The following is a 21,628-nucleotide window of genomic DNA, read 5'->3' as shown; positions in this document are numbered from 1 at the left end:
TCGTACCCCAGCGGATGTGCTCAGTCCAGTATCAAGTGCGGCAAAAACCGGCTCGAATCCTTGGTAATCAGACTATTGTCCTCCCGCACGCCGATGCCTGCGGCCTGATCGCCAATCACCCAAGAGCCAATCAGTGTGTAGCTGTCGCCAAACCGTGGCAGCGGCGCAAACTCTTGAAGGATAAACGGCGCATCCGTGTAAGGCCCGTCCTCTTTCACGATCAGGCCGTCAGCCGTTTGCAGCTCAATATTCGCGCCTTCCCGCGAGAAGAACGGCTTGCGCACCCAGCCCTTCGGCACGGCCTTGCCGGGGTCGGTATCCAGGTGGGATGCGAGCAGATTCGGGTGCCCTTTGTTGAACTCCCACAACAGCGGCAGGATGCCTTTGTTGGAGAGGATGGATTTCCAGGCGGGCTCGAAAAACTGCGTATCACTCTGGGCAATCGCCGCACCAAAAGGCTCGTGGAAGATGAATTCCCAGGCGTGCAGTTTGAACAGGTGGGGAATCCAGCGATCTTCGAGATCGACGAAACGGCCTTCACTGGTCAGGCCGATGTCTTCGATGTCGATGTGGCGCGATTCGATGCCGACTGTTTCCGCGACCAGGCGCAGGTAGTCGGTGGTGCCCTTGTCTTCGACCGAGTTTTTCATCGAGGCGAAGTAGAACGGCTGCTTGACCTGCAACTGGGCGAAAGCCTGGTGCAGTTTGGTATCGATGCTGTTGAACTGGTCGGCATGCTTGGGCAGCAAGCCGCGCTCGATGCATTGTTCCAACCAGCCCCACTGGAACGCCGCCGCTTCATACAAGCTGGTCGGTGTGTCGTAGTTGAGTTCCAGCAACTTGGCCGGCCCGGCGCCGTTGTAGGAGAAATCCATGCGTCCATACAAGTGCGGGTGCCCTTCGAGCCATGAGGTTCGGATCATGTCGAAGAAGGCTGCGGGAATGCTCAGGCGCCCGAACAGCTCTTCGCTGTGGACCACGCGGGCCACGAGGTCCATGCACATGTCATGGATCTCGGTGGTCGGGTCTTCGAGGTCTTGCTCGATTTGCTTGAGCGTGAACTGGTAATACGCGCTCTCGTCCCAGTAGGGTTCGTCGTCAATGGTATGGAACAGAAAGCCGAGGCTTTCGGCCGTCTGTTTCCAGTCATGACGCTCTGCGCAATGGATTTTCTTCATGGCCAGATTTCCTTAACTGCTCGACCCGCCGCCGCCCCAGCCGCTGCGTGCGCTGGCCTTGCTGCCAAAACCGCCACGGGAGGTGGACGATGCAACGGACACTGGCTTGCTCGAAGAGCGCAGCGTGTTCGAGTAGTTGCTGCTGCCGTACCGGGCCTGGTTCGAGCGGCCGAATGTAGCCCCATTGGATACGCGCTGGTTGAGCGTCGAGGAGGCGTAGTTGCCGCGATCATCGCGATAGCGATACACCGGCTCGGAGCTGTAGCTGTTGCGGTTGTTGCTCAGCATGTTGCCGATCAGCAGCCCGGTCAGCAGGCTGCTGGTGGAGAAGCCGGAGCCGCCACCGCTCGCTTGCGCGCCAGCCACTTGGGCGTTGGCAGCGTCGACCTGGGACTGTGTCACCTGGCCCGCGGCGGTCAGTTCGAAACCGCCCAGCCTGGGGATGAACTTGCCGGAGGAGTCCTGCTGGCACCAGTCGGCGACGAAGTCGGCATCGCAATCGGCCTGGCTGTCGTACACCGGCGCAATGCGGCGGTGCTCAGCCATGGCCGTCATGTAGGCGTCCGAGCAGACGTCCACCGGAAGCTTTTCATCGGCGCATTGCTGAACCGACTGGAAGTTGTACTTCTTCTGCAAATCGTAGGTTTTTTCCGTCGGCCCACAACCGGATATCGCCATGGCGACCGACGCAGCCAGCGACAGCTGGACATACTTGCTTCGTTTCATCAAAGGCTCCGTGCGCAATCAGTTCTGGGTAGGCGTCATGCACGCGGCATTCAACATGCCGACGCTGATGGCGACGGCGGCCACGTAGATACCGGCCGCGAGCTCGCCGTTCTTGATGCGCTCGGACGTGCCTTTGAGCACCAGGCTGGTCAGCAGAAACGCCAACAGCTGGACGACGGCTGCGATCACCGCCCAGACGGCGAAGTCGAGGAGGTTGATCGAGTACGCAATCACATTGCTGGCCGGAATCGCGAAACCGATAATCGCACCGCCCAGCGCGACCGCCGCCGCCACGTTGTTCGCACGGATCAGCTCGAACTCCTTGTGCGGGGTGACGCGGGTGTAGATGAACTGGAACAGGCCGAACAGCACGGCAGCCCCCAGGATATAGATGACAAACCCGAACACGGCCGCTTTGTTCAGGGAAATAGAGAGAGCTTCGAGCATGGACTTCTTCCTTTTTTAGAGCACATTCAAATCGGTTGTGTACAGCGAGATGCCCAGCGACGTGCTCAGGCTGACGTTGCCTTCAGCGTCTTCCTCGACGGAGAACAGCAGGAACTCCCGGCGATCGGTCAGGCCGGTATCACGGGCATATAGCATCGAGCGGTGCTCGACGCTGTAGGAGGTCTCGGGGTTTATCACCTGCTCGCTCATCGCCACCAGTTCTGTCTGGCCATTTTCGCTGCCCCACACGCGCGCGTATTCAACGCCGTCGTGGGTGTAGGTCGGCAACCCGATCAGGCTTTGCGGGCCGGCCAGCCGACGCAGTTCCGCTTCGCTGCTGATAGTGACGTAACTCAGGTAGTTGAACAGGATCACCGACTCGACCTGCCCGGCGATGTCGCCTGTGGTGTGCACCTGCAACCAGTAGTCTTCGTCGTTCATGTAATAGCGCGACAGCCAGGTCGACTGCCCGAGGTCAATGGTGCCGTTGCTCCAGATTTCCTGGGAGCCGGGGATGACCACCGTGGTTTGCCCATCGAGCAGCAACTTCAGGCTGCTGTCGAACATCACGCCTTTGCCCGGCGCCAGGCCCAGCGGCCCGGTCGTCGGCAGCGGTTCGGCGGCGGTCCGGCTCGCTGGGGTATTCGCGTTCGGGGCCTCAAGCCCCATCAATTGTTTAAACCATCCCATTGGAGATTTCCTTGAGGCGGGTGGAGGCGATGTAGAAGAGTTCGCCGCCTTCAACGCGGGTGGCGCTGGGCGGGTTGATCGACGGTTGCTGGGCATCTTTGGCGCGATAGCCGATGAGCGTGGCGTTGTGCTGTTCTTTCATCCGGGTGTACAGGTCGCCGAAGGTGGCTTCAAAGGCTTCGGGCAACTTCATCAGGTATTGGGTGGCACCCTGCCCCACGCACAGCAGCTCATTAATGACCACCGACGAGCCCGGATCCTGAGAGGCGCGCACCAGCATCTCGATGGCCATGCTTGAGGTGCACTCCAGGCGGGGTGCATAGGAGCTGGCCAGTGCGGCGATTTCACTGTCATTGAAGTGGGCGACCACATGCCCGACAGGATTGAGTTGGTTCACCGCCAGCACGGTGGCCAGGGTCAGATCGTCAGAGGGGGTCCGCACCAGCACGCGCTCTGCACCGGGTACCCCCGCACGCAGCAATAACGCGATGGAGGACAGGCTTTCGCCGCGGATGAATGCCGCTTTGCCCGGCATCGGGTTTTCGTCGAGGGTGCAATCGCAGATGACGATCAGGTTGTCGTTCGAGGTCTCGTCCTGCAGCAACAACTCAATGACCCGCTCACTGGATGCACCTTCCCAGCCGATGAGCACGGTATGGCCGACCTTGCCGGTGAAATCGCCTTTTCCCTTCATGCCTTTTCTCCATGCATCGATGACACTGCTGGTGGTTTTACCGATGGCTGCGGTCAGCAGCGCGATGCCTCCGAGCATGACCCAAGCCGCCACGAACACTCGGCCTGCCGAAGTCTGCGGCGCAAGATCGCCATAGCCGACGGTCAGCGTGGTGGTGAGATAGAAGTAAACAAATGTGGCGAGAGCAGTCAGGTGTTGCTCGCCCAGATATACCAGGCCCAGATAAGCCGTGCTCAGGTGAACGCCCAAGGCGATGACCAGACCTGCCCAGCCGAAACGGTGAAAAAGGGAGGAAGCGTACATGCGCAATAGAAGAAAAATCGACATTTCGTCCCTGGTTCCCTGGGTTTTTGCTTCCTGATGTCGTCGCCTCGGCATCTGGATGCTCGAGTGCGCTCAGCCGGCATTAAACCTGCTACGTGGTTTGGAGAGAAGTACCTTGGCTGCAATAAATCCGGCGAATGCACCAAACAGATGCCCTTCGAAGGAAACCCCTTGGCGAGGAAGAAAGCCCAGGACCAGGCCGCCATACAGCGCCGCTACGACACCCGCTGTTATCAGGTTGCTCCAGCTCCTGTGAAACCAGGCGCGAGACAACAGGTAGGCCCATAAGCCGAATACCCAGCCGCTGGCCCCCACGTGTATGCCCGCAAAACCGAATAACCAAACCAGCGAACCGCCCAGCAGAATAATGATCGCGCTGACGGTCACGAATCGATTGAGCCCTTCGATAATCACCAGCGTACCCAGTACCAGGAAGGCAATCAGGTTCGCACTCAGGTGGGCGAAAGACGCATGCAAAAACGGTGACGTGAGGATGCCGGCCAACCCCTGCAGTGTTCTTGGGATCAGACCAAACGCCATGAGGCTGTAGCCGGTCGCTACATTCAGCAGTTGCAGCGCGACCATGAACAGAGCCAGGCCTGCGATTGTCTTGAAACCTTTCAGGGCGTCCATCCTGACCTCGACATAAAAGAAGGGCAGACAGCGCCCTTCTTGTTGCGGCTGTATTTACTCAGCCGACTTTTGCTTCAGACGCTCCAGAATCGCATTGGCACTGCCTTCGTTCGGCGTGATGCCAGCTTCGCGAAGCTTGCGCTCGAGGTCGGTACCGGTCGATGCATCGGCCAGTTCGTCCTGGGCTTGCAGCTCAGCGGCGCGTTGCTGCTGCTTGGCCTGCAGACGATTGAGCGTACCGACGGCGGTTTCCAGCTTGCCGTTGGCACCGCCGCTGGCGATGGAAGCGCTGACCTGGGCCTTCTGCACGCTTTCACGCGCCTTGGCCATATCCACTTGCTGGCGCAGGCTTTTGATCCGGCCTTCGGCCTTGGTGATGTCCTTGCGCATACCGTCGGCATAGCCACCGAACTCGGCCGCCTGCTTTTGCTCGACGTCGCGGTCGTTGGTCAGGGTCGAAATGGCTTCGGCCACTTCAAGGGCCAGGTCTTCACGATTGGCCTGGATCGCGGCCATCGCCTTGGACTCCAGGTCAGAGATCTTGGCGTTGTACTCATTGACGCGATCAGTCGCCAGTTTGTGCTTGGCCATGATGCTGACCAGTTCACGCTTGGCGTTGGCCAGGGCGCTGTCGGCATCGCGGATTTCCTGGTCGAGGATGCGCAAGGCTTGCTGATCGACGATCGATTCGCCGACTTCGTTGGCACCGCCACGCAGCGCGGTGAACAGTTTGCTCCAGATGGATTGAGTCATTGGATACTCCCGAATACTTAATTGAAGAAACGTTCAAAGGCTTCGCTGGCGCGCTGCACGTTGTCGACGAGGGTTTTCACCTCGGTCACGATGTTGGTCAGGCTGGAGTCGGAGCTCAACGCGCCGAACATGTTGTAGACGACCTGCCCGTTAGGCATGGACTCGATACCGATGGAAGACAGCGGGAACATTTCCCGGCTGCGCAGCACCGCGTCATTGAACCGGGGTACGTCGTTGATGGATTCGACGTCGACCAGCACGGTATCCACGATGATCTGCTCGCCCACCACCGCGATGTAAATCGGCAAGCCACCGAAGTCGTTCATTTCCAGCTTGATGCTGGACTCGGAGCCTTGAAGCAGAGAAAGCGTGATGTCCTTGTTGACCACCTCGTCCAGGCCCTGAAGCGCGCTGAAGAGGCGATCGATGTTCCAGTTAGTACCTGCGCTCATATAAGTCTCCGACAAGAATGAGCCAGCTAGAATCGGCTGGCGAAGCTGTTTCTCCATTTGCTTGAGCAGGCTTCGATTTTCGGGAAGCACCCAAGTCTCGTGTTTCACATAACCGGCGGCCGCCAGGCCCGCGCGCATCTGCTTCATGTAGAAGCTCGATGGTTTTTTCGCGGACGGTTTCAAGCGCTCTCCCTGAAGGCTTGCTGAATCGGTCTCGGGCCCTGCTGACGGGCTCGATGGAGAGCTGCTGTTCATACCACTGACCTCGCTCTGAAAAACTCACGCGTGAAAAATCTACAGGTAATGCTTGCCGGGCTCAATAGCTCACGCGTGAGATTTTTAGCCATCCAAGATTGTCCCTTTTGAGTTGACGGTATGACTTGTTTCAGCCGATTTATCGCCCAGCACTCCCCCAGTAATCTGTGCCCATGTTGAACGCAACGCCAAACCCACTTAAACAAAAAGGATTCAACCATGAGCACTCCAACCTACAACCGCCTCAACAAAGACGACGCCATCGTTCTGCTGGTTGACCACCAGACCGGCCTGATCTCTCTGGTGCAGGACTTCTCCCCCAACGAATTCAAGAACAACGTGCTCGCCCTGGCCGACCTGGCCAAGTTCTTCAACCTGCCGACCATCCTGACCACCAGCTTCGAGCAAGGCCCTAACGGCCCACTGGTGCCGGAGCTGAAGGAAATGTTCCCGGACGCGCCGTACATCGCTCGCCCTGGTCAGATCAATGCGTGGGACAACGAAGATTTCGTCAAGGCGATCAAGGCCACCGGCCGCAAGCAGATCATCATTGCCGGTGTGGTGACGGATGTGTGCGTAGCGTTCCCGACGTTGTCGGCATTGGCCGAAGGGTTTGAGGTGTTTGTGGTCACCGATGCGTCCGGTACGTTCAACACCACGGTGCAGCAAGCGGCGTGGAGCCGGATGACCCAAGCCGGGGCGCAGTTGATGAACTGGTTCTCGGTGGCGTGTGAGCTGCACCGCGACTGGCGCAACGACATTGAAGGGCTGGGGAACCTGTTGTCCCAGCGCATCCCTAACTATCGCAACTTGATGAATAGTTATTCGGCGCTGACGGCGCGCAAGGACTGAGTCAACCGCTGCACCACTAAGCCTGCCTTGAACAGCAGGCTTTTTTCGTGAGTAACTCGCCATTCGCAATCAGCCCGCCAGCTCCCGTTCGATCTGCTCGATACTCGGCAGATTGGTTTGCAACTCTGCGGGCAACGACTCAACCAACTGGTATTGCGCCACGCCAATCGGTCGATTGTTGTCGCGCAGCGCATATTCGGCGACGACTTCGTTCTTGCTCTTGCACAACAGCAGGCCGATGGTGGGTCCGTCTTGTGGATGCTTAAGCTGGGCATCGACAGCCGCGAGATAAAAGCTCAACTTCCCCAGGTGCTCGGGTTTGAACTTGCCCGCTTTCAGTTCTATCACCACGTAGCAGCGCAGCTTCAAGTGATAGAACAACAGGTCGACGAAGAACTCATCGCCGCCGACGTCCAGCAATACCTGCTGGCCGACGAAGGCGAAACCCGCACCGAGCTCCAACAAGAAATCGGTGACGTGCTTGATCAAGGCGTTTTCGATGTCACGCTCCTGCGCGTCCAGGCCCAGGCTGAGGAAATCGAAACGATAGGGATCTTTTAGCGATTCCCGCGCCAGGTCGGATTGCGGCTTGGGCAGGTGATATTCGAAGTTGCTGACAGCCTTGCCACTGCGTTCCAGCAATCGGTTTTCGATCTGCATGGCCAGGGTATTACGCGACCAGTTGTGCTCGATTGCCTGGGCGATATACCAGCGCCGGGTTTCGGGGCTGGGGAGTTTGTCCAGTAGCGCAAGTTGGTGATACCAAGGCAATTGTGCAAGCACCTCTTGCACAAATTCCGAGTCTGGCCACGCCTCGGCAAAAGCGCGCATGTACTTGAGATTTCGCGGTGAGAACCCCTTCATGCGGGGAAAAGCCGTGCGCAAATCCTGGGCCAGGCGATCAATGACTTTGCTCCCCCACCCTTGCTCGGCCTGGCGGGTCAAGATGTCGTGGCCAATCTGCCAATAGAGCAACACCAGCTCCCGATTGACCGCCAGTGTGGCGCGCTGTTGCGCCGCGTGAATACGACCTTTCAGGTCCGTCAGCCAGTCGCTGTAGCCCGCTGGAGGCGTGGTCAAGCCGGTACAGGTTTCGCTCATGCCGTTTCACTCGTTGAGTTTTGAGGCAGGCTAGTCAGGGGGATTGGCTGTCACAAGGGGCCAAGGGCGGTTCAGGAACAGCCTTCCAAGGATTACCGAAACGTCCTGCTGGCACTGACAAATCGGCGCATTGCGGACCCCACGCTTGACTCTCCCCTATACGGCAACCCTTACCCTGAAACACCCTGTTCAGGACCTCACCTCATGCCGCCGCGCACCCTGGTTATTCTCGGCCACCCTTCTAACGCCAGCTTCTGTTCGGCCCTGGCCGACGCCTACATCCATGCCGCAAAAGCCGCCGGCCATGAAGTACGCGTGTTGCGCCTGGGGGAGCTGGCTTTCGACCCCGTCCTGCACCACGGCTACAGCCAGGCCCAACCACTGGAGCTCGACCTGCTCAGCGCACAATGCGACATCCTTTGGGCCAACCATCTGACGTTTGTTTTCCCGGTCTGGTGGGGCGGCATCCCCGCCTTGATGAAGGGCTTCATCGATCGCGTGTTCCTGTCCGGCTTCGCCTTCAAATACCGAGCCGGCAAGGCGTTCCCTGACAAGCTGCTGCAGGGCCGGACCGCACACTTGTTGGTGACCCTGGACACACCACCCTGGTATTACCGCTGGTTCTATCGCATGCCGGGCATCCATCAGATGTGCAAGACCACACTGGCGTTTTGCGGCATCAAGCCGGTCAAGACGTTGCAGTTCGGGCCGGTGCTGGGCTCTACTGCGGCGCAGCGGGACAAGTGGCTGAAACAGGCCGGCGCTTTAATAGGAAAAGGGAGTTTTCATGTACATCGGCAAAGCCGCGCAGTTGTCAGGCACGACCATCAAGGCGATCCGTCACTATGAGGCGATTGGGCTGCTGCCAGAACCGCAGCGCCAAGGCCAATACCGGGTCTATTCGGAGCAGAGCGTTGAGTTGCTGATGTTTATCAAGTGCGCGCAACAGCTGGGGTTCAAACTCAAGGAATTGCAGGAAATCCTTCAGGGCCACCAGGGTGACGCATTGCCTTGGGAACGGGCGGAACAGGCCATCAACAATAAGAAACGCGAGTTGGCCGTACAGATGGCTGCACTGCAAAAGATGCAGACGGGGCTGCTCGAGTTCGAAGCCCAATTAAAAAACGCACACGGCCGTTGCTCTCAATCGGCCACAGCCCCTGCCTGAGTGGACGATGAGCCGAATAGAATGCACAATCGGCTCACATAATGAGCCGAATAGCGTTTTTATTCGGCTCACACGCTCAGGTATCTCTCCATGGATCACCCGCTCTGGATCTGGCAACACCACGATTGGCCGCATTTCCACTGGCAACCGGGACGCCTGGCCGCCTTGTTGCGCGAGTGCGGGCAAGCGCAAGGCAAGCTGCTGGGTATGCTCGGTACAGTCAGCCAAACGGTCAGTGCGCAGAATGCGCTGGATGCGTTGCTGCAAAACATCCTGACCTCTTCGGCCATCGAGGGGGAACAGTTGAATGTGGGTTCGGTGCGTTCGTCCCTGGCACGACGGATGGGCCTGGAGGCAATGACAGACGGGCAGGTCAGCCGTCGCAGCGAGGGCCTTGCTGAACTGATGATGGATGCCACTCAACCATTCGCGCAGCCATTCACCCTCTCGCGTCTATTGAATTGGCACCACTTATTGTTTCCGGCACCCGAGGCAGGCTTTGCCGCCCGCGCATTGAATATAGGTGCACTGCGCGGGGATGAGCCCATGCAGGTGGTATCGGGCCGGCTTGACCGACCGACCGTGCATTTCGAGGCGCCGCCACGCCTGGGCCTTGAGCAAGCGCTGGAGGAGTTCCTGGAATGGTTTGAAAGCAGTCGTAATCAACCGGAACTGGACCCACTGGTCCGCGCCGGCGTGGCGCATTTCTGGTTTGTCACGCTGCACCCATTCGATGACGGCAACGGTCGCCTGACCCGTGCCATCACGGATTTGGCGTTGGCCCAGGGCGAGCACCAAGCCATCCGTTTTTACGCAATGTCGGCCAGCATTCTCGAGGACCGCGCCGGTTATTACCACGCACTGGAGTCCAGTCAGAAGGCCACGCTGGATATCACCGACTGGCTGGAATGGTTCCTCAAAACCCTGTTGAACAGCCTGCAGCAGGCGATGGCTCGGATTGATCGGGTATTGGACAAAAGCCGTTTCTGGCAGCAGCACCGCGACCTCGCGTTGTCCGCCGAACAGATCAAGGTGCTCAACCGCCTGCTCGACGGCGGTGAAAAGGGCTTTGAGCACGGGATCAGCGCCGCTCAGTACCAAGCCGTCGCCAAGGTGTCAAAAGCCACGGCGACGCGTCACCTGGCTGATCTGCTGGAAACCGGCTGCCTGGTGCGATTGCCCGGTGGAGGCCGCAGCACACGCTATCAAATCAACAATGGGAAAGATTGAACAGCGCCCCACTCATTTGCCCCAATCCCCCATGTCTGCTAGTGTCGCGCCGGTTTACCGTCTACCGGAATAGCCGCCATGGCCCGCAAAAAAGTTGCACTCGATTTCGAACAATCCCTCGCCGACCTGCAAGCCCTGGTCGAGCGTCTGGAGAACGGCGAGTTGTCGCTGGAAGACTCGTTGACGGCGTTTGAGCAAGGCATCGGCCTGACTCGCGACTGCCAGAGCGCGTTGGCGCAGGCGGAGCAGAAGGTGCAAGTGCTGCTGGAACGTGACGGGGAGTTGGCCGAGGAACCTTTCGATGCGGAACAGCCGGAATGATCGACGCGTATCAGGCCAGTAGCCAAGCCCGGGTCAACGCGGCGCTGGAGCCCTTGTTTGTTGCGCCCAGCCCGGAAATGGACCGCCTGTATGCCGCCATGCGCTACAGCGTGATGAATGGCGGCAAGCGCGTGCGCCCATTGCTGGCCTATGCCGCCTGTGAAGCCCTGGGCGCTCCGGCCGAGGAGGCCAATGGCGCGGCGTGTGCGGTGGAACTGATTCACGCCTACTCCCTGGTGCATGACGATTTGCCGGCCATGGACGACGACGATCTGCGTCGCGGCCAACCGACGACTCACAAAGCCTTTGATGAGGCCTATGCGATTCTGGCCGGTGATGGCCTGCAGAGCCTGGCGTTCAGCGCCTTGCTGGACCCGCGCTTGAGCAGCGTGAATGCCGAGATCCGCCTGCGCATGGTGACCACACTCGCCCACGCCGCCGGCCCGGCCGGCATGGTCGGCGGGCAAGCCATCGACATGGGCTCCGTCAGCCTCAAGCTGGACCAGCACGCCCTGGAACACATGCATCGCCACAAGACCGGCGCGCTGATCGAAGCTGCCGTGCACCTGGGCGCCCTGGCCAGTGGCCGCGCGCAAGCTGCGCAATTGGCGGCCCTGCAGACCTACTCCCGGGCCATCGGCCTGGCGTTCCAGGTGCAGGACGACATTCTGGATGTGGAAAGTGACACCGCCACCCTGGGCAAACGCCAAGGTGCCGATATCGCCCGGGACAAACCGACTTATCCGTCCCTGCTCGGCCTTGAAGCCGCCAAGGTCTATGCCCTGGAACTGCGCGACCAAGCCCTGGAGGCCCTGCGACCTTTCGACGCGGCCGCCGAGCCGCTGCGCGACCTGGCGCGGTATATCGTCGAACGCCGCCACTGAGCCGCAACTGAGCAAGTGCGGCCATTCGCGCCGCCTAATCAGCCAAGTTCGGCGCTTCGCGTGGGCAGTTGGCGATGCTTGAGGTAAACTGCCGCCTCTTTTATACCTATAACGATTCGCCTGATGCCCACGACGTTTCAAGAGATTCCCCGCAAGCGCCCGTCCACGCCCCTGCTCGACCGTGCTGCCACGCCGGACGGCCTGCGTCGACTGGGTGAAGCCGAGCTGGAAACCCTGGCCGATGAGTTGCGCCTGGAATTGCTCTACACGGTCGGCCAGACCGGTGGGCATTTCGGTGCCGGGCTGGGCGTTATCGAGCTGACCATCGCCCTGCATTACGTGTTCGACACCCCGGACGACCGGCTGGTGTGGGACGTGGGCCACCAGGCGTATCCGCATAAAATCCTGACCGGTCGTCGCGAGCGCATGAGCACGCTGCGCCAGAAGGACGGTGTGGCCGCCTTCCCGCGTCGCTCCGAGAGCGAGTACGACACCTTTGGCGTCGGCCACTCCAGCACCTCCATCAGTGCAGCGCTGGGCATGGCGATTGCCGCCCGCCTGCAAGGCAGCGAGCGCAAGGCGATTGCCGTGATTGGTGACGGCGCATTGACCGCCGGCATGGCCTTCGAGGCGCTGAACCATGCGCCGGAAGTGGACGCCAATATGCTGGTGATCCTCAACGACAACGACATGTCGATCTCGCGCAATGTCGGGGGCCTGTCCAACTACCTGGCCAAAATCCTCTCCAGCCGTACTTACGCGAGCATGCGTGAAGGCAGCAAGAAGGTGCTCTCGCGCCTGCCGGGCGCGTGGGAAATTGCCCGGCGCACCGAAGAGTACGCCAAGGGCATGCTGGTGCCTGGCACCCTGTTCGAAGAGCTGGGCTGGAATTACATCGGCCCCATCGACGGCCACGACCTGCCGACCCTGATCGCCACGCTGCGCAATATGCGCGACCTCAAGGGCCCGCAGTTCCTGCATATCGTCACCAAGAAGGGCAAAGGCTTCGCGCCGGCGGAAGTCGACCCGATCGGTTACCACGCGATCACCAAGCTGGAGCCACTGGACGCCCCCGCCGCTGCGCCGAAAAAGGCCAGCGGGCCTAAGTATTCCGGGGTATTTGGCGAATGGCTGTGCGACATGGCCGCCGCCGACCCACGCCTGGTGGGCATTACCCCAGCCATGAAGGAAGGCTCCGACCTGGTGGCGTTCAGCGAGCGTTTCCCGCTGCGTTACTTCGACGTGGCGATTGCCGAGCAGCACGCGGTCACCTTCGCCGCCGGCATGGCCTGTGAAGGCGCCAAGCCCGTGGTGGCGATCTACTCGACGTTCCTGCAGCGCGGTTACGACCAACTCGTCCACGATGTGGCCGTGCAGAATCTCGACGTCTTGTTCGCCATCGACCGCGCCGGCCTGGTGGGCGAAGACGGCCCGACCCACGCCGGCAGTTTCGATCTGTCGTACCTGCGTTGCATCCCCGGCATGCTGGTGATGACGCCAAGCGACGAGAACGAACTGCGCAAAATGCTCAGCACCGGCCACCTGTACAACGGCCCGGCTGCAGTGCGTTACCCACGCGGCACGGGCCCGAATGCGCTGATCGAGAAGGACCTGGAACCGATCGAGATCGGCAAGGGCATCGTGCGCCGCCAAGGCCGCCAGACGGCATTCCTGGTGTTTGGCGTGCAATTGGCCGAAGCCTTGAAAGTGGCCGAAAAGATCGACGCCACCGTGGTCGACATGCGTTTCGTCAAGCCGCTGGATGAAGCACTCGTGCGCGAGATCGCCGGTAGCCATGAGCTGCTGGTGACCCTCGAAGAGAACGCCATCATGGGCGGTGCGGGCGCGGCGGTCAGCGAGTTCCTGGCGCGGGAGAATGTGCTCAAGTCGGTACTGCACCTGGGTTTGCCGGATGTGTACGTCGAACATGCCAAGCCGGCGCAGATGCTGGCTGAGTGCGGGCTGGATGAAGCCGGTATCGAGGCAGCGGTGCGTGAGCGCATGACGCTGCTGGGCCTGTAACAAGCATCAAATAGTGGGAGGGGGCTTGCTCCCGATAGCGGTGGATCAGTCATAGATACTGAGACTGACACACTGCAATCGGGAGCAAGCCCCTTCCCACATTTGATGGGTGTTCACTTCAAATCTACGGACAGATCATGAAACGCCTGTACTTCGCCCTGCTGCTTCTGCCCGCCTGCGACCTGCTCGCCGACACCCGCGACGACGCCCTGAAACTCCCCGACGTGGTCATCAGCGCCAACCGCCAGGTCCAGGCGCGTAGTGACAGCAGCACCGCCAACACAGTCTTCACCCGCGACGACATCGACCGCTTGCAGCCCGGCAGCGTGAGCGACTTGCTGAGCCGCGTGCCGGGTGTGCAGGTAGCACAGAGTGGTGGCCGCGGCAGCGCGACCAACGTTTACATTCGGGGGACCTCCACCGCCCAGAGCCTGGTGCTGGTGGATGGCCAACGCATCAGCAGTTCCACCACTGGCACCAGCAACCTGCAATACCTCAATATCGAGCAGATCGAGCGCGTCGAGGTGCTGCGAGGCTCACGCTCGGCGATCTACGGCAGTGATGCCATTGGCGGGGTGATTCAGATCTTCACCCGGCGCAATACGACGTCCGGTCTGCAACCGCGCCTTCACCTGGGCTTCGGCAGCCGCCAGACGTGGGAACGCAGCCTGGGAGTGTCCGGGGGCGATTCGCAGACCCGCTTCAACCTCGGCGCCAGCCTGGATGACACCGCCGGGATCAACCGCACCTACACCTCCTACCCCAGCGATGGCGATCATGATGCCTATCGCAACCAGGCCCTCAGTTTCAGCCTGAGCCACGCCTTCAGCGACCAGGTCGACGCCGGCATCAACGTGTTGGATAACCGTGGCAAAAGCGCGTACGACAACCCGTTTGGTCGCTATGACTCGACCACCTTCCAGAGTTTCCAACAGAAACCCTACACCGACTTCAGCGTCAGTAACGTCAGCAGCTTTATCGACGCGCGGATCAACGACACCTGGAAGTCCCGCGTCGAACTGGGCCACAGCGAAAACCGCGAAGATTCGCTGGATAAACTCAGCGATGAACGCAGTGTGTTCAACACCTACCGCAATTCGCTGAACTGGCAGAACGACCTGACCCTCAATGATCAGAACAGCCTGATCCTGGGCGCCGATGGCTACGAAGATCAGGTCAACAGCAGCACCGCGCTCGCCGAAGACAGCCGCTGGAACCGTGCGGTGTTTATCCAGCATCGCTTTGCAGCGCGGTACTTTTCCACCGAGCTGGGCCTGCGTCGCGACCAGAACCAGCAGTTCGGCGGCCACAACAGCTGGAGCGGCAGCTTGACCCTGCCCGTCAACCCGGACAACGACCTGCTGTTCAGTTACAGCGAGGGGTTTCGCGCCCCGACGTTCAATGACCTGTACTACCCGGACGAATACGGCTTTAAAAACAGCAACCCGAACCTGCGCCCCGAAACCTCGAAAAGTTACGAAGTGCAGTGGCGCAGCCAACTCAGCGACACCGCCCGCCTGGAAGCTTCGCTGTACCGCACCGATATCCAGGACGCGATCGTGTTCGGCAGCGACGGCCCGCAAAACGTCAGTTCGGCACGCATCAATGGCTTCGAAGCCACACTCAGGCAGGATCTGTTCGGCTGGCAAGGCAGCCTGGGCCTGGCCATGATTGACCCACGCGACCGCGATACCGGGCGCACCTTGGCACGTCGCGCCCGGCGTACCCTGAGCCTGGACCTGGATCGGCAATTCGAGCGTTTCGGCGTAGGCGCCAGCTGGCAAGCCGTCAGCAGCAGCTACGACGACCCGAAGAACCAACACCCGTTGGGCGGCTATGGACTGCTCGGGTTACGCGCCAGTTGGGCCATGAGCCGTGAAATCGCGCTGAACATGAAGCTCGATAACCTGCTGGATAAACGCTACAGCCGGGCGTTGTATCAGTATCAAGGCCAGCAATATGGCTACCGCGAAGAAGGTCGGACGCTGATGTTTGGCGTCACCTGGACTCCGGAACTCTAACGGGCAAGCACCTCACACAAGCGCGCCACCGCCTCCAGCATCTGCCCGCTGGGCCGCTCAAGGCCCTTGTCCGGCACCACCAGCAACCGCCCCTGCGCCACTGCGGCGACTTGAGGCCATGCTTTCCATGCTTCCAACTGAAGTTGATCGCCGACCAGGATCACCTCGGGATTGCGCTGCAACACCGACTCGATGCTGACTTGCGGCGCGGGCAGCTTGAGGTCATCGAACACATTGCGCGCACCGCACACACTCAACGCATCGCTGATGATCTGCCCGCCACCGACGGTATACAGCGGCGGGTTCCACACCTGATAAAACACCCGCAGCGGCTCGGCCCGTTGGTAGCTCTGGCGCAGGTCGGCCAAGCGCTTATGCAACTGCCCCGCCAACTGCCGGCCCGCCTCGGCCCGCCCCAACTGCTCGGCGATGGCTTGGATTTGGCCGGTCAGTTGCTCAAGGCTGTGGGGTTCGGCGACATACACGGGGATATTCAGGCGTTGCAGTTGCTCACGCTGGGCCGGGCCGATGCTGCCGGGCCACAGCAGGATCAGGTCCGGCTTGAGGCTGAGCAGGCGCTCCATATCCAGTTGGCCGTAATGCCCGACCGAGGGCACCTTGGCCAATGCAGCAGGACGTTCGCCGCCGTCGAGCACGCCCACCAGCAGGTCGGCCGCCCCCAGTTCCACGACGATTTCAGAGAGAGATGGCGCCAGGCTGACCACCCGTTCAACGGCCAGCCCCGGCACACTGAATGCCAGCAGCAGCACCGCCAGCCAATGACGCCTCATCCCAGCTGACGCGGGATGCGATAAAGGTAGAACAACACCAGGGTCGAGAGTGCCAGCAAACACAACGGCACGGCTTCCAGGCCCACGAATACCGCCAGCGTACCGATCCAGGCCGGCAGGGCAGCCACCATCAACGCCGTGCGTCGACGCGCCGCGAGGGTAATCCAGGCGGCCGGTTCATCGGGGGTGTCGAGGGCTTTAGAGGTGGCGATCAGCGCGTGTTTATAGCCGTTGAAGTAGCGCAGGCTCAGAAACATCGAGGCCACGCCGGCGATAAAAAACGGCATGGCCAGCACCGACAGCATGGGTTCGGCCTGGCTGAACAGCAGGTTGATCACGAACAAGGGCAGCAACGCCAGGGCCAGGTACTGCCACCAATTGAAGGACAGCCGCCGCTTTACCTGGCCACGGGTCACGCGCGGTCGACCTCGCCCTGATGTTCGTTGCCCATCATGTGGTCGAGTTTGCTGGCCTTGGTCGCCAGGTAGAGCTTGTTGTGCGGGTTGTGCCCCGTGTGCAGCGGCACACGCTCGGCCACAGTGATGCCCATCTCGGTCAAGGCTTTGACCTTGCGCGGGTTGTTGGTCATCAGGCGCAGGGATTTCACGCCCAGATGCTCCAGCATCGGCAGGCAGATGGCGTAGTCACGCTGGTCGGCGGCAAAGCCCAGGCGCTCGTTGGCTTCCACCGTATCGGCGCCGCCGTCCTGCAATTCATAGGCGCGGATCTTGTTCATCAGGCCAATACCGCGGCCTTCCTGACGCAGGTACAACAACACGCCACGGCCTTCACGGGCGATGGCGCGCAAAGCGGCTTCCAATTGCGAACCGCAGTCACAACGCTGGCTGAACAGTGCGTCACCGGTCAGGCACTCAGAATGCACACGGCCCAGCACCGGCGCGCCGTCGGCGATGTCACCCAGGCTGAGCACAACGTGCTCGCGACCGGTGGCCTCTTCAAGGAAGCCGTTCATGGTGAACGTGGCAAAAGGGGTAGGCAGCTTGGAAGCGGCGACGAAAACGACGGGCACCGTGTGCTCCTGATTTCTAGATTTCACAAAGGCGGTCATTGTAACAGCAGGTTCCTACAGACGCTTAAGCTGAATTATCGCTGATAAAGATCAATCGGTTCGATTGGCCTTCATCCTGGTTCTATGCAGGTCAGAACGGATAGGGCTGTTTCCAGCGCGCAAAAATCGGCTTCAGCTCACCACTTTTGACCAGGACAGCGATGCGCTGGTCATACACCGTCATCAGGGCACGCCCCCGCTCGTTATCGGCGAAGCCTACGTACACCGGCAGTTCGGCGATATGGGTGAGCTTGAATTGTGTGGGGTCGTCTGCCTGAGCCAGGATGTATTGGGCTTCGGGGAGCGCATCGATATAAAAGTCGGCACGGCCGTATTGCAGCATCGGCAGAATGCCGCTGCGCCGCTCAATCGGGTGGAAGCGCTTCACATTGGGCAGGTACGCCTCATATTTGTAGCCACGCACCCAGGCCAGACGATAGTTGCCCAGCGTGGCGATACCCGGTGTCGGCGCGGTGGCCAGCCCGAGGGCGTAGATGTGATCCGAATCAAAGTGCCAGCGGGGGTACAGCACGCCATCGGCTTCGTTGCGGTAGGACCCCACCCAGCCATCCACTTCGCCGCGCTGGGCCAGGCCGACCGAGCGGGTATAAGGCACGCTGCGGCGTTGCAAGGTGATGCCTGCCGGCTCGAAGATCTGGCGCAACACGTCCCAGGCCAGCCCCGTACCATCCGCGTTGGTGTAGTCGTTCCATTCCTCGCTGGCCAGCATGATCTTGCCTGGGGGCGACGCTTCATCCGCCGGCACCAGCGGGGCGACGGCACACAACGCAATCAGCAGCCAGTGACGCATAGGCATGGTGACGGTCTCCAACACAGTGTGGACCGTATAAAGGGTAGCGCAGCTCGCCGGTTCATGGCGTTTCGCAAAAATGCTGATAGCCCCGAACGGCCGGGGTGATGTCCTGCCCGTTTACATCGAGCAGCTTCACGCCCTGCCCCGCCTCGACCCGACCGATCACATGGATCGGCCAGCCGTCGGCCTGCAGCGGCGCCAACTGGGCCGGTGGCAAGGTAAATACCAGCACATAGTCGTCGCCGCCACTCAAGGCGGCCACACGCGCCTCGTCATCGCCGACAAACGCCAGCAAGGCCGTGGACAGTGGCAGCTTCTGACGCTCGACCAACAGGCCGACAGATGACGCCTTGGCAATATGCCCGCAATCCGCCAGCAGCCCGTCGGAGATATCCATCGCAGACGTGGCCTTGCCCCGTAACGCCAGCCCCAAGGCCAGCTGCGGTTGCGGCGACCAGTAATGCGCCAGCAACGGATCGGCGATGGCCGCCTGGGCACTGCGTTGGCCCAGCACCAGCGGCAAGGCACCAGCAGCGTCGCCCAACTCACCGCCCACACACAGCAGGTCACCCGGCCGTGCCCCGCTGCGCGTCAACGCCTGCCCAGCCGGGACACGCCCCAATACCGTGAGGGTCAGGCTCAGCGGCCCACGGGTGGTGTCGCCACCCACCAGGCTCACACCGCAGCGTTGGGCCATGGCGTTCAAACCCTGGGCATAGCGTTGCAGCCAATCGGCATCGACCGTCGGCGTCGTCAAGGCAAGGGTAAACGCGAGAGGGTTGGCGCCCATGGCAGCCAGGTCGCTCACCGCCACAGCCAACGAGCGCTGGCCGAGCAGGAACGGATCGCAAGGGTCGGCAAAATGCACGCCGGCCACCAACGTATCCGTGGAGATTGCCAACTGCTCCCCAAGCGGGAGCGCCAGCAAGGCGCAGTCGTCGCCGATCCCCAAGGCAATGCCTTCGCCGCCTTGCGCACAGGGCGCGGCGGCGAAGTAGTTGCGGATCAGCTCGAACTCACCCATCAGGGACTCAAGCGCAGATCAGCGCTTGTGTTCCTTCACTTCAGCTTCACGCAGGCGCGGGGCCAGTTTGTCGAGCACGCCGTTGACGAACTTGTGGCCGTCGGTCGAACCGTAGACTTTCGCCAGCTCGATGCCTTCGTTGATCACCACGCGGTACGGTACGTCAACGCGATAGAGCAGTTCCCAGGCCGACAAGCGCATCACGCACAGTTCAACCGGGTCCAGCTCTTCGATGGTCAGGTCCAGGCACGGTGCCAGGGCCGCATCGATCTCGGTCAGGTGGGCATGCACGCCGTGCAGGATGTCGTGGAAGTACGGCAGGTCGGCAAAGGTAAAATCGTTGTCGACGCGAAACTGCGCTTCGATTTCGTTCAACGAAGCACCCGCCAGGTGGCGCTGGTACAGCGCCTGGGTCGCCAGCTGACGAGCAGCACGACGCTTCTCGTTCTTCGATGGCTTGCCGGCGTCCGCTGGGCGTGGGTCGCGTGGGTTGAAACGATCGCTCTCGTCGGAAATCACTTGGCCTCCAACTGCGACAGCAGGCTGACCATTTCCAGGGCGGACAGGGCAGCTTCGGCGCCTTTGTTACCGGCCTTGGTGCCGGAGCGCTCGATGGCTTGCTCGATGGAGTCAACGGTCAGCACGCCGAAGGCAACCGGTACGCCGAATTCCATGGACACCTGGGCCAGGCCCTTGGTGCATTCGCCAGCCACGTATTCGAAATGCGGAGTACCGCCACGAATGACCGCGCCCAGGGCGATGATCGCCGCGTATTCGCCCTGCTGTGCGACTTTTTGCGCAACCAGCGGAATTTCGAAGGCGCCAGGGGCACGGATGAGGGTGATGTCGCTTTCGCTCACACCGTGGCGAACCAGGGCGTCCACGGCACCGCTTACCAGGCTTTCAACCACGAAGCTGTTGAAGCGGCCAACCACCAGGGCATAGCGGCCTTTGGGGGCGATGAAGGTACCTTCGATGGTCTTCAGGGTCATTCGATAAATCTCTTAAAGAGCCGGGACGCGAAAAAGGCGCCCCTTAGTGATGATTTAACCGCGAACAAGGGGCAAAAATCGCCGGCCTTTATTCGGAGGGCACGTATTCTACAACTTCCAGGTCGAAACCGGATATCGCATTAAATTTCATCGGTGCACTCATCAGCCGCATTTTGCGCACACCGAGGTCACGCAGGATCTGCGAACCGGCACCGACGATGCTGTAGGTGGTCGGTTTTTTCACCGGTGCGTGGTCGGCGGTTTCGCGGATATGCGCCAGCAGCACATCGCCATCGAGCGGGTGACCGAGCAGCAGCACCACACCGCTGCCTGCCTCGGAAACCGCAGCCATGGCGGCCCGCAGGCTCCAGCGCCCCGGTTGCTTGACCATCAGCAAGTCACGCAGCGGGTCCATGTTGTGCACCCGCACCAGGGTCGGTTCTTCGGCGCAGATGTTGCCCAGGGTCAGGGCCATGTGCACGTCGCCTTCCACTGAATCACGGTAGGTCACCAAATTGAATTGGCCCAGCTCGCTGTCCAGAGGCTGCTCGGCAATCCGCTGAACGGTACGTTCGTGGATCATGCGGTAGTGAATCAGGTCGGCAATGGTGCCGATCTTGAGGTTGTGCTCGGCGGCAAAAGCTTCCAGCTCAGGACGACGGGCCATGGTGCCGTCGTCGTTCATCACCTCGCAGATCACCCCGCTCGGCTCAAAACCGGCCATGCGCGCCAGGTCGCAGGCCGCCTCGGTGTGGCCGGCACGTGCCAGGGTGCCACCCGGCTGGGCCATCAACGGGAAAATGTGACCCGGGCTGACAATGTCCTCCGCCTTGGCGTCTTTGGCGGCGGCGGCTTGCACGGTGCGTGCGCGGTCAGCGGCGGAGATACCGGTGGTGACGCCGGTGGTCGCCTCAATGGAAACCGTGAACTTGGTGCCGAAACCCGAGCCGTTGCGCGGCGCCATCAACGGCAGCTTGAGCAACTCGCAGCGCTCGCGGCTCATGGGCATGCAGATCAGCCCGCGGGCGTGCTTGGCCATGAAGTTGATGTGCTCAGGCTGGCAGGCCTCGGCGGCCATGATGATGTCGCCTTCGTTTTCACGGTCTTCGTCATCCATCAGGATGACCATCTTGCCTTGGCGGATGTCTTCAACCAGTTCTTCGATGCTATTGAGCGCCACGCGGCAC

At 60.9% G+C, this 21,628-nt stretch carries 25 protein-coding genes; 8 read left to right on the top strand and 17 right to left on the bottom strand.

The features are described from left to right. Positions 1-20: 20 nt before the first annotated feature. The 8 genes from ACQRBV_RS26425 to ACQRBV_RS26390 form a co-directional block, all read right to left on the bottom strand. Positions 21-1,178, bottom strand: a complete 1,158-nt coding sequence (locus ACQRBV_RS26425) for a glutathionylspermidine synthase family protein (RefSeq protein WP_411985475.1) — start codon at positions 1,176-1,178, stop codon at positions 21-23. Positions 1,179-1,190: 12 nt separating this feature from the next. Next, complete coding sequence (locus ACQRBV_RS26420) at positions 1,191-1,904, bottom strand: DUF1190 domain-containing protein (protein ID WP_411985474.1); 714 nt, start codon at positions 1,902-1,904, stop codon at positions 1,191-1,193. A gap of 18 nt (positions 1,905-1,922) precedes the next feature. Beyond that, positions 1,923-2,351, bottom strand: a complete 429-nt coding sequence (locus ACQRBV_RS26415; protein WP_090365620.1) for a DUF350 domain-containing protein — start codon at positions 2,349-2,351, stop codon at positions 1,923-1,925. Between the two features lie 15 nt (positions 2,352-2,366). Continuing rightward, entirely contained in the window at positions 2,367-3,041 is a 675-nt protein-coding gene (locus ACQRBV_RS26410; RefSeq protein WP_411985473.1) for a DUF2491 family protein, read from the bottom strand. Further along, positions 3,028-4,062, bottom strand: a complete 1,035-nt coding sequence (locus tag ACQRBV_RS26405; protein ID WP_090365617.1) for an ion channel — start codon at positions 4,060-4,062, stop codon at positions 3,028-3,030. The genes ACQRBV_RS26410 and ACQRBV_RS26405 overlap by 14 nt, the downstream gene beginning before the upstream one ends. A gap of 69 nt (positions 4,063-4,131) precedes the next feature. After that, positions 4,132-4,692, bottom strand: coding sequence for a rhomboid family intramembrane serine protease (locus ACQRBV_RS26400; protein ID WP_090365615.1), 561 nt, complete (start codon positions 4,690-4,692; stop codon positions 4,132-4,134). A 54-nt stretch (positions 4,693-4,746) separates the two neighbouring features. Next, positions 4,747-5,445 carry a PspA/IM30 family protein gene (locus ACQRBV_RS26395; RefSeq protein ID WP_060755239.1) on the bottom strand — a complete coding sequence of 233 codons (699 nt, stop codon included), beginning with the start codon at positions 5,443-5,445 and terminating at the stop codon, positions 4,747-4,749. A gap of 17 nt (positions 5,446-5,462) precedes the next feature. Then, positions 5,463-6,044: a YjfI family protein gene (locus tag ACQRBV_RS26390; protein WP_411985472.1), complete on the bottom strand. Its 582-nt coding sequence runs from the start codon at positions 6,042-6,044 to the stop codon at positions 5,463-5,465. Between the two features lie 327 nt (positions 6,045-6,371). Between ACQRBV_RS26390 and ycaC the strand changes: the two genes are divergently transcribed. Then, positions 6,372-7,004, top strand: a complete 633-nt coding sequence (ycaC, locus tag ACQRBV_RS26385; RefSeq protein ID WP_060755241.1) for an isochorismate family cysteine hydrolase YcaC — start codon at positions 6,372-6,374, stop codon at positions 7,002-7,004. A gap of 69 nt (positions 7,005-7,073) precedes the next feature. Here ycaC and ACQRBV_RS26380 read toward each other — a convergent pair whose 3' ends face one another. Continuing rightward, positions 7,074-8,105: a PDDEXK nuclease domain-containing protein gene (locus ACQRBV_RS26380; protein WP_411985471.1), complete on the bottom strand. Its 1,032-nt coding sequence runs from the start codon at positions 8,103-8,105 to the stop codon at positions 7,074-7,076. 204 nt (positions 8,106-8,309) lie between these two features. On the opposite strand from ACQRBV_RS26380, the gene ACQRBV_RS26375 reads away from it, so the two are divergent. From ACQRBV_RS26375 to ACQRBV_RS26345, 7 genes are all read left to right on the top strand, one after another. Beyond that, the gene (locus ACQRBV_RS26375; protein WP_411985470.1) at positions 8,310-8,954 is read left to right on the top strand and encodes an NAD(P)H-dependent oxidoreductase; all 645 of its coding nucleotides are present in this window, start codon (positions 8,310-8,312) and stop codon (positions 8,952-8,954) included. Further along, a complete protein-coding gene (locus ACQRBV_RS26370) occupies positions 8,893-9,273 on the top strand; it encodes a MerR family transcriptional regulator (RefSeq protein WP_411985469.1) in 381 nt (126 codons plus the stop codon). Before ACQRBV_RS26375 ends, ACQRBV_RS26370 begins: the two co-directional genes overlap by 62 nt. A 90-nt stretch (positions 9,274-9,363) precedes the next feature. Continuing rightward, the gene (locus ACQRBV_RS26365) at positions 9,364-10,503 is read left to right on the top strand and encodes a Fic family protein (RefSeq protein WP_411985468.1); all 1,140 of its coding nucleotides are present in this window, start codon (positions 9,364-9,366) and stop codon (positions 10,501-10,503) included. Between the two features lie 78 nt (positions 10,504-10,581). Then, on the top strand, positions 10,582-10,824 hold the full coding sequence (locus tag ACQRBV_RS26360; RefSeq protein WP_003194556.1) for an exodeoxyribonuclease VII small subunit: 243 nt from the start codon (positions 10,582-10,584) through the stop codon (positions 10,822-10,824). After that, positions 10,821-11,708, top strand: coding sequence for a (2E,6E)-farnesyl diphosphate synthase (ispA, locus tag ACQRBV_RS26355; protein ID WP_411985467.1), 888 nt, complete (start codon positions 10,821-10,823; stop codon positions 11,706-11,708). Before ACQRBV_RS26360 ends, ispA begins: the two co-directional genes overlap by 4 nt. A gap of 123 nt (positions 11,709-11,831) precedes the next feature. Continuing rightward, on the top strand, positions 11,832-13,730 hold the full coding sequence (dxs, locus tag ACQRBV_RS26350; RefSeq protein WP_411985466.1) for a 1-deoxy-D-xylulose-5-phosphate synthase: 1,899 nt from the start codon (positions 11,832-11,834) through the stop codon (positions 13,728-13,730). Positions 13,731-13,867: 137 nt separating this feature from the next. Beyond that, on the top strand, positions 13,868-15,751 hold the full coding sequence (locus tag ACQRBV_RS26345) for a TonB-dependent receptor domain-containing protein (protein ID WP_411985465.1): 1,884 nt from the start codon (positions 13,868-13,870) through the stop codon (positions 15,749-15,751). Here the strand turns inward: ACQRBV_RS26345 and ACQRBV_RS26340 are convergent. From ACQRBV_RS26340 to ribBA, 8 genes are all read right to left on the bottom strand, one after another. Then, positions 15,748-16,542, bottom strand: coding sequence for a cobalamin-binding protein (locus tag ACQRBV_RS26340; protein ID WP_411985464.1), 795 nt, complete (start codon positions 16,540-16,542; stop codon positions 15,748-15,750). The two genes, ACQRBV_RS26345 and ACQRBV_RS26340, sit on opposite strands and share 4 nt — an antisense overlap. After that, on the bottom strand, positions 16,539-16,958 hold the full coding sequence (locus ACQRBV_RS26335) for a hypothetical protein (RefSeq protein ID WP_060755250.1): 420 nt from the start codon (positions 16,956-16,958) through the stop codon (positions 16,539-16,541). The genes ACQRBV_RS26340 and ACQRBV_RS26335 overlap by 4 nt, the downstream gene beginning before the upstream one ends. Beyond that, the gene (gene ribA, locus ACQRBV_RS26330; protein ID WP_060755251.1) at positions 16,955-17,572 is read right to left on the bottom strand and encodes a GTP cyclohydrolase II; all 618 of its coding nucleotides are present in this window, start codon (positions 17,570-17,572) and stop codon (positions 16,955-16,957) included. Before ribA ends, ACQRBV_RS26335 begins: the two co-directional genes overlap by 4 nt. A 130-nt stretch (positions 17,573-17,702) precedes the next feature. Then, a complete protein-coding gene (locus tag ACQRBV_RS26325) occupies positions 17,703-18,428 on the bottom strand; it encodes a substrate-binding periplasmic protein (RefSeq protein WP_411985463.1) in 726 nt (241 codons plus the stop codon). A 55-nt stretch (positions 18,429-18,483) separates the two neighbouring features. Continuing rightward, a complete protein-coding gene (gene thiL / locus ACQRBV_RS26320) occupies positions 18,484-19,449 on the bottom strand; it encodes a thiamine-phosphate kinase (RefSeq protein WP_411985462.1) in 966 nt (321 codons plus the stop codon). Between the two features lie 18 nt (positions 19,450-19,467). Beyond that, the gene (nusB, locus tag ACQRBV_RS26315) at positions 19,468-19,968 is read right to left on the bottom strand and encodes a transcription antitermination factor NusB (protein WP_060755254.1); all 501 of its coding nucleotides are present in this window, start codon (positions 19,966-19,968) and stop codon (positions 19,468-19,470) included. After that, positions 19,965-20,441: a 6,7-dimethyl-8-ribityllumazine synthase gene (ribH, locus tag ACQRBV_RS26310; RefSeq protein WP_003194576.1), complete on the bottom strand. Its 477-nt coding sequence runs from the start codon at positions 20,439-20,441 to the stop codon at positions 19,965-19,967. Before ribH ends, nusB begins: the two co-directional genes overlap by 4 nt. 88 nt (positions 20,442-20,529) lie before the next feature. Next, complete coding sequence (gene ribBA / locus ACQRBV_RS26305) at positions 20,530-21,621, bottom strand: bifunctional 3,4-dihydroxy-2-butanone-4-phosphate synthase/GTP cyclohydrolase II (RefSeq protein ID WP_060755255.1); 1,092 nt, start codon at positions 21,619-21,621, stop codon at positions 20,530-20,532. Between the last annotated feature and the right edge of the window lie 7 nt (positions 21,622-21,628).

The sequence above is a fragment of the Pseudomonas sp. R11F genome (genome assembly GCF_050312575.1).
Classification (GTDB): domain Bacteria; phylum Pseudomonadota; class Gammaproteobacteria; order Pseudomonadales; family Pseudomonadaceae; genus Aquipseudomonas; species Aquipseudomonas palleroniana.
This window is presented reverse-complemented; position numbering and strand designations above follow the sequence as displayed.

Excerpts from the sequence above, each read along its gene's own strand:
- ACQRBV_RS26375 (WP_411985470.1), top strand. The coding sequence starts at position 8,310 with ATGCCGCCGCGCACCCTGGTTATTCTCGGCCACCCTTCTAACGCCAGC.
- ribH (WP_003194576.1), bottom strand. The coding sequence starts at position 20,441 with ATGACCCTGAAGACCATCGAAGGTACCTTCATCGCCCCCAAAGGCCGC.
- ACQRBV_RS26400 (WP_090365615.1), bottom strand. The coding sequence starts at position 4,692 with ATGGACGCCCTGAAAGGTTTCAAGACAATCGCAGGCCTGGCTCTGTTC.
- ACQRBV_RS26405 (WP_090365617.1), bottom strand. The coding sequence starts at position 4,062 with ATGTCGATTTTTCTTCTATTGCGCATGTACGCTTCCTCCCTTTTTCAC.
- ACQRBV_RS26380 (WP_411985471.1), bottom strand. The coding sequence starts at position 8,105 with ATGAGCGAAACCTGTACCGGCTTGACCACGCCTCCAGCGGGCTACAGC.
- ACQRBV_RS26410 (WP_411985473.1), bottom strand. The coding sequence starts at position 3,041 with ATGGGATGGTTTAAACAATTGATGGGGCTTGAGGCCCCGAACGCGAAT.
- ACQRBV_RS26370 (WP_411985469.1), top strand. The coding sequence starts at position 8,893 with ATGTACATCGGCAAAGCCGCGCAGTTGTCAGGCACGACCATCAAGGCG.
- ACQRBV_RS26425 (WP_411985475.1), bottom strand. The coding sequence starts at position 1,178 with ATGAAGAAAATCCATTGCGCAGAGCGTCATGACTGGAAACAGACGGCC.
- ACQRBV_RS26345 (WP_411985465.1), top strand. The coding sequence starts at position 13,868 with ATGAAACGCCTGTACTTCGCCCTGCTGCTTCTGCCCGCCTGCGACCTG.
- ACQRBV_RS26325 (WP_411985463.1), bottom strand. The coding sequence starts at position 18,428 with ATGCCTATGCGTCACTGGCTGCTGATTGCGTTGTGTGCCGTCGCCCCG.
- ACQRBV_RS26395 (WP_060755239.1), bottom strand. The coding sequence starts at position 5,445 with ATGACTCAATCCATCTGGAGCAAACTGTTCACCGCGCTGCGTGGCGGT.
- ispA (WP_411985467.1), top strand. The coding sequence starts at position 10,821 with ATGATCGACGCGTATCAGGCCAGTAGCCAAGCCCGGGTCAACGCGGCG.
- ACQRBV_RS26340 (WP_411985464.1), bottom strand. The coding sequence starts at position 16,542 with ATGAGGCGTCATTGGCTGGCGGTGCTGCTGCTGGCATTCAGTGTGCCG.
- ycaC (WP_060755241.1), top strand. The coding sequence starts at position 6,372 with ATGAGCACTCCAACCTACAACCGCCTCAACAAAGACGACGCCATCGTT.
- ACQRBV_RS26390 (WP_411985472.1), bottom strand. The coding sequence starts at position 6,044 with ATGAAGCAGATGCGCGCGGGCCTGGCGGCCGCCGGTTATGTGAAACAC.
- thiL (WP_411985462.1), bottom strand. The coding sequence starts at position 19,449 with ATGGGTGAGTTCGAGCTGATCCGCAACTACTTCGCCGCCGCGCCCTGT.
- ACQRBV_RS26420 (WP_411985474.1), bottom strand. The coding sequence starts at position 1,904 with ATGAAACGAAGCAAGTATGTCCAGCTGTCGCTGGCTGCGTCGGTCGCC.
- ACQRBV_RS26415 (WP_090365620.1), bottom strand. The coding sequence starts at position 2,351 with ATGCTCGAAGCTCTCTCTATTTCCCTGAACAAAGCGGCCGTGTTCGGG.
- dxs (WP_411985466.1), top strand. The coding sequence starts at position 11,832 with ATGCCCACGACGTTTCAAGAGATTCCCCGCAAGCGCCCGTCCACGCCC.
- ACQRBV_RS26360 (WP_003194556.1), top strand. The coding sequence starts at position 10,582 with ATGGCCCGCAAAAAAGTTGCACTCGATTTCGAACAATCCCTCGCCGAC.
- ACQRBV_RS26365 (WP_411985468.1), top strand. The coding sequence starts at position 9,364 with ATGGATCACCCGCTCTGGATCTGGCAACACCACGATTGGCCGCATTTC.